At 73.1% G+C, this 10,991-nt stretch carries 11 protein-coding genes; 4 read left to right on the top strand and 7 right to left on the bottom strand.

Annotated features, from left to right (window positions below; genetic code table 11):
- Nucleotides 1–134: 134 nt before the first annotated feature.
- The 3 genes from ACFW1A_RS27870 to ACFW1A_RS27860 all read left to right on the top strand — a co-directional run bounded on the left by ACFW1A_RS27870 (nucleotide 135) and on the right by ACFW1A_RS27860 (nucleotide 2,523).
- The gene (locus tag ACFW1A_RS27870) at nucleotides 135–431 is read left to right on the top strand and encodes a hypothetical protein (protein ID WP_380413277.1); all 297 of its coding nucleotides are present in this window, start codon (nucleotides 135–137) and stop codon (nucleotides 429–431) included.
- Between the two features lie 216 nt (nucleotides 432–647).
- A complete protein-coding gene (locus tag ACFW1A_RS27865) occupies nucleotides 648–1,268 on the top strand; it encodes a pyridoxamine 5'-phosphate oxidase family protein (RefSeq protein ID WP_380413275.1) in 621 nt (206 codons plus the stop codon).
- Between the two features lie 40 nt (nucleotides 1,269–1,308).
- On the top strand, nucleotides 1,309–2,523 hold the full coding sequence (locus tag ACFW1A_RS27860) for a globin domain-containing protein (RefSeq protein ID WP_380413273.1): 1,215 nt from the start codon (nucleotides 1,309–1,311) through the stop codon (nucleotides 2,521–2,523).
- A gap of 60 nt (nucleotides 2,524–2,583) precedes the next feature.
- Here the strand turns inward: ACFW1A_RS27860 and ACFW1A_RS27855 are convergent, their stop codons facing one another.
- From ACFW1A_RS27855 to ACFW1A_RS27840, 4 genes are read right to left on the bottom strand one after another with little or no spacing between them, the layout of a single operon-like run.
- A complete protein-coding gene (locus tag ACFW1A_RS27855; protein ID WP_380413271.1) occupies nucleotides 2,584–4,299 on the bottom strand; it encodes an SDR family oxidoreductase in 1,716 nt (571 codons plus the stop codon).
- Complete coding sequence (locus tag ACFW1A_RS27850) at nucleotides 4,296–5,132, bottom strand: M24 family metallopeptidase (RefSeq protein WP_380413269.1); 837 nt, start codon at nucleotides 5,130–5,132, stop codon at nucleotides 4,296–4,298. Before ACFW1A_RS27850 ends, ACFW1A_RS27855 begins: the two co-directional genes overlap by 4 nt.
- Complete coding sequence (locus tag ACFW1A_RS27845) at nucleotides 5,129–6,331, bottom strand: PDR/VanB family oxidoreductase (protein ID WP_380413267.1); 1,203 nt, start codon at nucleotides 6,329–6,331, stop codon at nucleotides 5,129–5,131. Before ACFW1A_RS27845 ends, ACFW1A_RS27850 begins: the two co-directional genes overlap by 4 nt.
- 17 nt (nucleotides 6,332–6,348) lie before the next feature.
- Complete coding sequence (locus ACFW1A_RS27840) at nucleotides 6,349–7,236, bottom strand: metal-dependent hydrolase (RefSeq protein WP_380413265.1); 888 nt, start codon at nucleotides 7,234–7,236, stop codon at nucleotides 6,349–6,351.
- A 195-nt stretch (nucleotides 7,237–7,431) separates the two neighbouring features.
- Here ACFW1A_RS27840 and ACFW1A_RS27835 point away from each other — a divergent pair, with 195 nt between their 5' ends.
- Nucleotides 7,432–7,866 carry a CBS domain-containing protein gene (locus ACFW1A_RS27835; protein WP_380413263.1) on the top strand — a complete coding sequence of 145 codons (435 nt, stop codon included), beginning with the start codon at nucleotides 7,432–7,434 and terminating at the stop codon, nucleotides 7,864–7,866.
- 66 nt (nucleotides 7,867–7,932) lie between these two features.
- Here ACFW1A_RS27835 and ACFW1A_RS27830 read toward each other — a convergent pair whose 3' ends face one another.
- The 3 genes from ACFW1A_RS27830 to ACFW1A_RS27820 form a co-directional block, all read right to left on the bottom strand.
- A complete protein-coding gene (locus ACFW1A_RS27830) occupies nucleotides 7,933–8,370 on the bottom strand; it encodes a nuclear transport factor 2 family protein (protein WP_380413261.1) in 438 nt (145 codons plus the stop codon).
- A gap of 112 nt (nucleotides 8,371–8,482) precedes the next feature.
- Nucleotides 8,483–9,262: an IclR family transcriptional regulator gene (locus ACFW1A_RS27825; protein WP_380413259.1), complete on the bottom strand. Its 780-nt coding sequence runs from the start codon at nucleotides 9,260–9,262 to the stop codon at nucleotides 8,483–8,485.
- Nucleotides 9,263–9,505: 243 nt separating this feature from the next.
- Nucleotides 9,506–10,966, bottom strand: coding sequence for a catalase (locus ACFW1A_RS27820; protein WP_380413257.1), 1,461 nt, complete (start codon nucleotides 10,964–10,966; stop codon nucleotides 9,506–9,508).
- Nucleotides 10,967–10,991 lie beyond the last annotated feature (25 nt).

The raw sequence follows: 10,991 nt of genomic DNA, 5'->3' as shown, positions 1-10,991 counted from the left end.
TGCCGGACCCGTGCGGTCCGGCACCGGTCGCCGCCCGTCCTGACGGACCGTCAGGACGGCGCCTTGCCGCCCCGGCGGGCACGCGCGATGGTGGAGGGACAGGACCGGACACCGCACGAAGGGCGGTCCCACCCATGCGTACCCTGCTGCAGATCGAGCTGGACACCGAGGCGACCAACAAGCTGTTCGGCACCGGCGCCGCCCAGCAGACCATGAGCGAGCTGGTCGGCTCGCTCAAGCCCGAGGCGGCCTACTTCTACCCGATGAACGGGCACCGCGCGATGACCCTGGTGGTCGACCTGCCGGACGAGAGCGCGATCGTCACCGCCTGCGAGCCGTTCTGGCTCAACCTGCACGCCCGGGTCACCGCGGTGCCGTGCATGACCGCCGAGGAACTGGCCGGCGGGATCGGGCGGCTGCCGTCCGCCTGACCGCGCGCAGCAGTCGAACCGGGGGCCGGGCCGCGCCGTCTCCACCAAACTTTCGGGTGACCGCCCGTCGCGCTGCGTGTAGGGTGCCTGGGAGTGGTCGGACGCCGGCCCGGATCAACCTCAGTCCGTTCGACCGCAGTTGTACAGCTCCGGGGGAGATCTTGTCATGCCCTTGACATGGACGTTCAGAGGCGGTACCAGTCCCCCGGAGGTCAGATGTCCAATCCGCTGCTCCACCGCCCCGGCTCCACCGGCGAGCACGTACTGCAGCAGGAGCACGGCACCGCGGAGCGCGCCGACCGGTTCTACCGCGACCAGGTGCTCGACCACCTGAACGAGCGGATGCGGGAGTTCGTCGGCCGCCAGGAGATGGCCTTCGTGGCCACCAGCGACGCGGACGGCGCGTGCGACGCGACCTTCCGGGCCGGACCGCCCGGCTTCCTGCACGTGATCGACCCGCGGACGCTGGCCTACCCCGAGTACCGCGGCAACGGCGTGATGGCCAGCCTCGGCAACCTCACCGAGAACGGCCACATCGGCCTGCTGCTCGTCGACTTCGTGCGGGACGTGATCGGCCTGCACATCAACGGCCGGGCCTGCGTGGTGGACGACGCCACGCTCCGCGCCACCGTGCCGGACCTGCCGCGGGAGACCGTCCCCGGCCGCCGGGCCGAGCTGTGGGTGCTGATCGACGTCGACGAGGCGTACATCCACTGCGCCAAGCACATCCCCCGCTTCGTGCCGGCGCCGCGCACCCGGGCCTGGGGCAGTGACGACCAGCGGCGCAAGGGCGGCGACTTCTTCGGCGTCAAGGCCGAAGCAGCACAAGCCACCTGACCGACCATCACCTCACGGGAACCGCCAACCACACGCCACCATGACGCAGACCAGCGAACCCGACGACCTCACCCTGCTCCGGTCCAGCTTCGCGCTGGTCCAGGAGCACGGCGACAAGCTCACCGGCCACTTCTACGCGACGCTCTTCCTGCACCACCCCGAGGTCCGCCAGCTCTTCCCGCCGGCCATGGACCTGCAGCGCGACCGGCTCTTCCGGGCCCTGGCCGGGGCGGTCCGGATGATCGACCGCCCCGAGGAACTCGGGACCTTCCTGGCCCAGTTGGGCCGCGACCACCGCAAGTACGGCGTCACCACCGAGCACTACGCGGCGGTCGGCGAGGCACTGCTGGCCACCCTGCGGACCTTCGCCGGCGAGGCCTGGAACGAGCGGCTGGAGCACCTCTGGGGCTCGGCCTACCAGCAGATCGCGGCCGCGATGAGCGGGGCCGCCGAGGCCGAGGCCGGCAGCACCCCGCCGTCCTGGCTCGCCGAGGTGGTCGGCCACGAGCTGCGCGCCCCGGACCTCGCGGTCCTCACGCTGCGCCCGGACGCGCCCTTCCCCTACCGGGCCGGCCAGTACACCACGGTGGAGACCGCCCGCTGGCCGCGGGTCTGGCGCCCCTACTCGATCGCCAACGCCCCGCGCCGGGACGGCCTGTTGACCCTGCACGTGCGCGCGGTCCCGGCCGGCTGGGTGAGCAACGCGCTGGTCCACCACACCCGGGTCGGCGACGTGCTCCGGCTCGGCCCGGGCCGCGGCTCCATGGTGCTGCCCGAGCGCCCGGCCCGCCGGGTGGTCTGCGTGGCCGGCGGCACCGGCCTGGGCCCGATCAAGGCGCTGGTCGAGGAGATGATCGCCCGGCACCGCCCGCTCACCCTGCACCTGTTCGTCGGCGTGCGCCGCGAGAGCGAGCTCTACGACCTCCAGGCGCTGCGCCAACTGGCCGGGGTGTTCCCGCGGTTGCTGCTGGTCCCGGTGGTCTCCGAGGAGATCGGCTTCGCCGGTGTGCAGGGCCGGCTGCCCGAGGTGGTGCCCGCCCAGGGCCACTGGAACGAGCACGAGGTGTTCGTGGCCGGCCCGGACGAGATGGTGGTCTCCATGGTCGAGCAGCTGCACCGGTCCGGCGTGCCGGGCGACCGGCTGCACTACGACCTGAGCACGACGCTGGCCGAACTGGACATCACCTCGGGCCTGCTGGACCAGGTGCTGGACCACCGGCCGACCCGCGAGCCGAGCCGTCCGGACGGCGGCTGAGCCGGCCCGCCCCCGGTCCCCCGCCCGGTGCGCCGCGCCGGGCGGGGGACCGCGGCGCGGCTACCCGGCGTCGAACCGGGCGGCGCGGCGCAGCAGCGCGGGCGACAGCCGGCCGAGCAGCCGGGCCGCCTTGGCCTCCACGGTGACCGGCACCATCGGCTTGCCGGTCCGCACCGCCCTGACGATCTCGGCGGCCACCTTCTCCGGCGGGAAGCCGCGCCGGGCGTACATCTTGGAGACCCGGTCCTGCTTGGCCGCCTGCGCGTCCCGGTCCAGCCCGGAGAAGGTGGTGGTCCGGGTGATGTTGGTGTTGACGATGCCGGGGCAGATCGCGCTCACCCCGACCCCGGCGTCCGCCAGCTCGGCCCGCAGGCAGTCGGAGAGCATCAGCACCGCGGCCTTGCTGGTGGCGTAGGCGGCCAGCACCTTGGAGGGCAGGTAGGCCGCTGCCGAGGCGAGGTTGACGATGTGTCCGCCCTGCCCGCGCTCGGCCATCATCGTGCCGAACGCCCGGCACCCGTGGATCACGCCCCACAGGTTGACGTCCAGCACCCGCTGCCACTCCTTCTCGGTGGTCTGCAGGAAGGTCCCGGAGTGGCCGATGCCGGCGTTGTTGACCAGCACGTCCGGCACCCCGTGCGCGGCGGCCACGGTCTGCGCGAAGGCGTCCATCCCGGGGCCGTCGCTGACGTCCACCTGGTAGGCGTGCCCGGCCCCGCCGAGCAGGGTGACCAGCTCGGCGGTCCGCCGGGCGGCCTCCAGGTCCAGGTCGCAGACCACCACGGTGGCCCGCTGCTCGGCGAAGGCCAGTGCGGTGGCCCGGCCGATCCCGCTGCCGGCGCCGGTGATCACCACCAGCGGCCCGCCCGCTCCGGCGGCCGGCTCGCCGCGCTCGATCCGGGTGGTGAACTCCCGCACCAGCGAGGCGACCGCGGGCGCCCGGTCCAGCAGCCCCGACCAGTGGGTGGCGTCCAGTTCGCGCCGGGTCAGGTCCGGCACCCAGCGCTCCAGCCCCTCGCTGAGGAACGGGCTGACGTAGCGGTCCCGGCGCAGCGTGATCAGCTGCACCGGCACCCGGGTGGGCCGCTCGCGCGGGTGGCGCAGCGCCGGGCGCATGTTGGCCCGGTACAGCTCGATCCCGCGCACCGCGTCCCGGCGCAGCGTCGGCTGCGGGTGCCCGGGGCGCGGGGCGACCTTCTCCAGGTCGCGCAGGATCCGCGGCCAGGCCCGGGCCAGGCCGAACCGCCAGGCGGCCGGCGCCAGGTAGGGCAGGTGGAAGGCGGTGATGTACCAGGAGTGCAGCCCCTGGACCAGCAGCTGGCGCAGGTGGCGCGGGGTGGGCCGGCGCAACCGGTGCCGGATCCAGTGGCCCATGTGGTCCAGGCAGGGCCCGGACATCGTGGTGTAGGAGGCCAGCCGCAGCTCGGCGCCGGGCTCGGTGACCGCCTCCCAGGACTGCAGCGAGCCCCAGTCGTGCGCCACCACGTGCACCGGCCGGTCGGGGCTGACCGCGTCGGCCACCGCGAACAGGTCACGGGCCAGCAGCTCCAGCCGGTAGCCGGCGCGGTCCGCGGGCACCCCGGACTCGCCCGCGCCGCGCACGTCGTAGCGGACCACGTGGTGGTCGGCGGCCAGCTCCCGGGCCACCTCGTCCCAGACCCGGTGGGTGTCCGGGTAGCCGTGCACCAGCAGCACGGTGGGCGCGGCCGGGTCGCCCTGCTCGAAGACCGCGAGGTCGACCCCGGCCGAGGTGACGGTCCTGCGCGTGGTGGTCATGCCGCGGCTCCTTCGGTGCTCGTCCAGCGCCGCACGTGCGGCAGGTCGTCGTCCAGCCAGTAGGCATCGTCCTCGGTGACCACCAGGAGTTCCTCGAACTTGATGCCGGTGTCGCGCAGGCCGATGTGCGGCTCGACCGCCCACAGGCCCGGGGTGGGCGCGTGCCGGGAGGAGCGGCCGTCCGCCCAGAGCGGGGAGCGGCCGTGCAGCCGCTCGCTGATCAGCTCCCGGCCCAGCGTCTGCAGGGTGCGCAGGCCGAAGCCGAACAGGTTGACCCCGGCCGGGCCCCGGCCGGTGGTGCGGGTCACCTGGTGGCCGATCACCCGGCCGGGGTAGACCTGGTGGCGGTTCTCGTAGCCGTGCTCGGCGATCTGCGCGTCCACCGCGGCGTAGATCTCGTTCAGCGGCCTGCGGGCCCGCACCTCGCGCAGGATCAGCTCCCGGTAGACCTTCAGGTCCTGGGCCAGCCGGTCCCAGACCGGGTTGTCGCCGACCTTGCCGCCGTAGCCGATGTCGGCGGTGTAGCCGTCCACCACCGGGGCGCAGTCCAGGACGTAGGGCATGCCCTCGCGGAGCACCCGCCCGCCGGCGAAGAACTGCAGCGGGGTGTGGAAGTGGCGGAAGGCGGTGCGGTCGCCGAACCAGGCGAACGGCACGTGGAAGAAGTCCTGCACGCCCGCGGCCACCAGGCAGGCGCGCAGCTTGGCGGTGGCCTGCCGCTCGGTCACCCCGGGCTCGATCCAGGCGGCGACCTGCTCGGCGCAGTGGTAGGCGAGCTGCTGGGTCTCGCGGAACCGCGCGAGGTCGTGGTCGGTGTAGCCGGTTCCGGTCATCGCTCGTCGACCTCCAGGACCAGGGTCTCGCCCTCGGCGGCCCGCGAGACGCAGGGCAGCAGGGCACCGGCGGCGCGCTCCTGCGCGGTGAGGCGGCGGTCGCGGTGTTCGGGGGTGCCGGCCAGCAGGGTCACCCGGCAGGTCCCGCAGAACCCCTGGTGGCAGGAGTAGGGCCGGTCCGGTTCGGCCTCGCGCAGCACGTCCAGCGCGGACCGGTCGGCGGGCACCGGCAGGGTGCGGCCGCCGGGGCCGAGCTGCAGGGTGAACGGCTTGCCGTCCAGCACCGGGGCGGCGCCGAACCGCTCGAAGTGCAGCGCGGTCGGCCGGCCCGCGGGCAGCCCGCGGCCGGCGACCGGCGGAGCGTCCAGCGCCCGCTGGACGGCGGTCAGCATCGGCGCGGGGCCGCAGCAGTAGACCGCCGCGCCCCGGGCGGCCGGCGCCAGCAGCTGCTCGCCGGTCGGGACGGTGCCGGTGAGCAGCGTGACGCGGTCGGGGGCGAGCGCGGTCAGCTCCTCGACGAACGGCATCGACTCCCGGCTGCGCCCGGCGTACACCAGGTGCCAGTCCAGGCCGCGGCGCTGGGCCTCGCGGGCCATCGGGAGCAGCGGGGTGATGCCGATCCCGCCGGCCACCAGCAGGAGCTCCGGCTCGCCGCAGAAGGCGAAGCCGTTGCGCGGCCGGCGCACCGTCAGCCGGGCGCCCCGGTGCAGCGCGTCGTGGACCTCCACCGAGCCGCCGCCCCCGCCGGCGATCCGGCGCACCGCGATCCGGTAGCCGAACCGGTCGGCCGGGTCGCCGCAGAGCGAGTAGTGGCGCCGGCGCCCGGACGGCAGGGTCAGCTGCAGGTGGGCGCCGGGCTGCCAGGGCGGCAGCGGCGCACCGGCCGGGTCGGCCAGCCGCACCTCGACCACGTCCTCGGCCACCGGGCGGTGCGCGGTGACCACCAGGGTGAGCGGCAACCGGCCGCGGCTCTCCGGGCGGCGCGGGTTGCGGCGCAGCCCCGGGGAGCCCATCGCGGGACTGTAGGCGTCGCCGAAGCGGGTCAGGAAGGACATCAGCCGGTCGGCCTGCGGGCGGCCGTACAGGTCCGGCGGCAGGTTCTCCAGGTCGTGCCTGCTGTCCCGGCCGAAGGCCAGGGCGGGGGCGGGCGCGGTGGCCCGGGTGCGGGGGTCGGCGGTCTTCTTGCTGCGGGGCGTCATCGGCGTCTTCCGGCGGGTCAGTGCGCGGCGGCGGCGCGGGCGGCGGGCGAGGTGGCCAGGTAGCCCAGGGCCTGCGCGCTGGAGCCCTCCTGGGTGGGGTGGTAGCCGCGCCGCAGGTAGCGCAGGCCGGAGCGCAGCGACTGCACCGGGTCGGGCAGCAGGCCGCGCCGGGAGACCTGCCAGGCCTCCTGCCAGCTCGGCCGGATCCGCCCGTCCAGGGTCGGGTCCGCGGCCAGCAGGAAGCGCACCCCGCGCACCCACAGGTGGACCAGCAGCGGCCCGCCCAGCAGCATGCCGCGCACCCGGCGCAGGTAGCCCGGGTCCAGGTGGACCAGCAGGTCGAAGGCGACGCTGCGGTGCTCCACCTCCTCCGCGCCGTGCCAGCGCAGCAGGTCGAGCATGGTCGCGTCGGCGCCCGCCCGGTCCAGGCCGGGCGAGTTGAGCGCCCAGTTGCCGAGGAAGGCGGTGAAGTGCTCGATCGCCGCCACGAAGGCGACCCGCTCGATCACGTTCTCCCGCCGCCGGCGCGCCGTCAGCCGCGGCTTGGGCCCCAGCACCCGCTGGAACAGCCAGGCGATCTGCCGCACGTAGGGGCGCGGGTCCAGCCCCTGGGCCAGCAGGTGGTCCAGCACCTCCTGGTGGGCCTCGGCGTGGATCGACTCCTGGCCGATGAAGCCGAGCACCTCCTCGCGCAGCTGCTCGTCCCGGACCAGCGGCAGCGCCTCCTTGAACACCTCGACGAACCAGCGCTCGCCCTCCGGCAGCAGCAGGTGCAGCACGTTGACGGTGTGGGTGGCGAAGGGCTCGTCGGGGATCCAGTGCAGCGGCAGTGCGGACCAGTCGAACCTGACGTCACGAGGCTCCAGCACGAGGTCGGTGTGCACCTCTGGGGCGGTTCTGGGCATGGGGGAACCTCCTGACCTGCGGGGTGGTGGCAGCACCTCAAACTACTGGCGGGTATGCCCGGTTACAAGTGGTTGGACGCCTCTTATCGACAACGCGTCTAATAGTTGTCGCGGCCACCGGCTCCGGTCGCGGGCTCCGCCGGGCACACCTACCGTGAAGGCGCCGGTACTCTCCGGCACCGAGAGGAGCGAGCAGTGATCACAGCGCGTGACATCATGCACAGCGGCGCCCAGTGCGTGAACGCCGACCAGTCCCTGATGGACGCCGCGATGATGATGCGGGACAAGGGCGTCGGCGCCCTCCCGATCTGCGGCCCGGACAAGCGCCTGATGGGCATCATCACGGAGCGCGACATCGTCACCCGATGTATCGCCGAGGGCAAGGACCCCTCGACCATGAAGGCCCGGGACATGGGCGGCCACCTGCACTGCGTGCGCGCCGACGACGACATGGACACCGTGCTGAAGAAGATGGAGCAGCACCAGATCCGCCGAATGCCGGTGATCGACAACGACATGCTGGTCGGCATGATCACCGAGAAGGACCTGGCGATGGGCCACAAGATGGCCAAGGGCGTGACGGACCAGCAGATCATCGACTTCATGGACTCGATGTTCGTGAAGGGCTGACCGCTGCGGACGCACCGCGGGCCGGGCCCCCGAGCAGGGGACCCGGCCCGCGGCGCGGCGCCGGCCCTACGGGCGGAAGGCGTCCGCGAACTGCTCCAGGGTGCCGGTGGCGGCCGCGATCACCGCGTGGTGGTGGTAGTCCCTGGTGCTGACGATCTTCCCGTCCCGCACCCGGAGCACCTGGATGTTGGGCGCCTCGAAGGTGCGCCCGGACGCCACGTGCCGCCCGACCCAGTCGAACTCCGCGATCACCACCTCGGGGTCGTCCACCTGGTGGACGACGACGTTCTCGGCCCGCATCTCGAACGGCGAGGTGCCGCCCAGCTCCTCGAACCGGGCCAGCAGCGCGGCCCGCCCGTCCAGCCGCCGCGGCGGGAACGGGGAGAACGGGATCTCCACCACCGCCTCCTCGGCGTACAGCTCCCCCAGATCGGCCCAGCGGCCGGCCGCGATCCCGGCCAGCAGCTTCTCGAACACCTCGCGCGGCGTGGCGATTTCGGACATGGTGAACCCCCAGATCGACGACATGACGGATCGCCAAGAACCGGACTGGCGACTCCGTATCCGACGATACGGACTGGCCACTCCGGTTGTCCAGGGTGCGCGGGCGGGCGGCTCAGACCGCCATCGCGAGCATCAGCGGCGCCGCCCGGTCCGCCAGGACCTCGGCGGCGGCGCGCAGCCGGTGGGCGTTCCCGGCCGGCATCGACATCGCCAGGCAGCCGACCGTCGACCCGGCCGTCACCGGCACCGCCGCGCAGACCGTGCCCAGGGCGTACTCCTGCAGGTCCAGCACCGGCATGGTGGCCGGCTGGCGCTCCAGCCGGTGCATCAGCTGCTCGGCGTCGGTGATGGTGCGCGAGGTGAGCCGGGCGATCGGGTGCCGGGAGAGGTGGTCCAGCCGCCCGTCGTGGTCCAGCTGGCTCAGCAGGCACTTGCCGATGGCACTGGCGTGCGCCGTCGCGCGGAAGTCCACCCACTCGTGCACCGCCGGCGCGTGCTCGGCCGCGGAGACCGCCTCCACCCGCAACTCGCCGTCGTGGTACCGGCTGAAGTACACCGCGGCGCCCAACTCGTCGCGCAGCTCGGCGAGCTTGTGCTCCAGCCGGATCCGGATCACCTGCTCCCGGTTGGCCTGGCCGAGCATCGCGAAGGTGCCGCCGAGCACCCAGCCCCCGCTGTCGAACTGCAGGTACCCCTGGCCGCAGAGCAGGTCGAGCAGTTCGCTCACCACCGGCTCGGCCAGCCCGGTGTCGCGCACCAGATCGGTCAGCGCGGCTCCGTAGGGGTGGCGATCGGCGGCCTCCAACAGTCGCAGGGCCCGCACCAGCGACGCGTGCGGACTCGACTCCCCCTGTGCCAGCGCGACCTGACGACCGCTACCCTGTGCCGGCATGGCTCTCCCCTTCCGCCGCTCCCGGACATCCGCCGCCACCGTCCAGACTATCCGTCAGCTCCCGTACGGATGCGCAGGATCCACGCGAATGGCGCACCTGACGGATATTGGCCGGATGGCATATGCCAGACGATCCGGCAACCGCGGCGCGCCGTCAAGACGGCCTCCGGGCAGCGCGACGGGCCCCGCCCCGCTGTCCGCGGAGGGGGCCCGTCTGAGGGTGCGTCAGGTGGTTGAGGCGGATCAGCCCTCGTCGGTGGAGCGCAGCTCCGCGACGGCGGCGGCGAGCCGGGCGCCGTACTCCGGGTCGGCCGCGTGGAAGTGGGCCAGGTTCTTCTCGATGACGTCCTCGCGGCTCACCTGGGCCAGGAAGCCGGCCAGGTTGCCGATCAGGCGGCTCTTCTCGCCCTCGGACATCAGCCGGTACAGCTCGCCGGCCTGGAAGAAGTCGTCGTCCTTGGTGTGCGCCGGCGTGGTGTAGTTGCCGGTGAAGCCGTTCAGCGCGACCGGCGCGGCCAGCGCGCTGTCGCTCTGGCGCGGGCCGTCGAACGAGTTCGGCTCGTAGTTCTTCGCGCGGCCGGACGCGTTGACCGCGGCGAAGCCGTCCCGGCCGTAGTTGTTCGCCTCGGTGGCGCGCGGCGCGTTCACGGCCAGCTGGGTGTGGTTCACGCCGAGCCGGTAGCGCTGGGCGTCCGCGTAGGCGAACAGGCGGCCCTGGAGCATCTTGTCCGGGGACGGGCCGATGCCGGGCACGAAGTTGTTCGGCGAGAACGCGGCCTGCTCGACCTCGGCGAAGACGTTCTCGGGGTTCTTGTTCAGCACCAGGCGGCCGACCTTGACCAGCGGGTAGTCCGCGTGCGGCCACACCTTGGTCAGGTCGAACGGGTTGAACCGGTACTCCGCGGCCTCGGCCACCGGCATCAGCTGGACGTAGAGGGTCCAGGACGGGAAGACGCCGCGCTCGATCGCCTGGTGCAGGTCGCGCTGGTGGCTGTCGGCGTCCCCGCCGACCACCTCGGCGGCCTGGGCGCCGTCCAGCGAGCGGATGCCCTGGTTGGTCTTGAAGTGGTACTTCACCCAGAACGCCTGGCCGGCCTCGTTGACCCACTGGTAGGTGTGCGAGCCGTAGCCGTTCATGTGGCGGTAGGAGGCCGGGATGCCGCGGTCGCCGAACAGCCAGGTGATCTGGTGGGTGGCCTCGGGGGCGTGCGCCCAGAAGTCCCAGACGTTGTCGGCCTCGGTGATGCCGGTGAACGGGTCGCGCTTCTGCGAGTGGATGAAGTCCGGGAACTTCAGCGGGTCCTTGATGAAGAAGACCGGGGTGTTGTTGCCGACCAGGTCGTAGTTGCCCTCGGCGGTGTAGAACTTCAGCGCGAAGCCGCGCGGGTCGCGCACCGCGTCGTTGGCGCCCAGGTTGCCGGCCACGGTGGAGAAGCGCAGGAAGACCTCGGTGCGCTTGCCGACCGCGGCGAGGAAGTCGGCCCTGGTGTACTGCGAGACCTCGTCGGTCACCTCGAAGTAGCCGTACGCGCCGGAGCCGCGGGCGTGCACCACGCGCTCCGGGATCCGCTCGCGGTTGAACCGGGCCAGCTTCTCCAGCAGCTGCTGGTCCTGGATCAGCAGCGGGCCGTACTCGCCGGCCGAGGCCGAGTTCTGGTTGTCGGCGACCGGGGCGCCGGACTCAGTGGTGAGGATCTTGGACATGGGGGTCCTTCAGGTACGGGAGGGT

It is taken from the genome of Kitasatospora sp. NPDC058965 (assembly GCF_042741245.1).
GTDB lineage: Bacteria > Actinomycetota > Actinomycetes > Streptomycetales > Streptomycetaceae > Kitasatospora.
The sequence above is the reverse complement of the archived record's forward strand: the minus strand, read 5'-3'. Positions and strand labels throughout refer to the sequence as shown.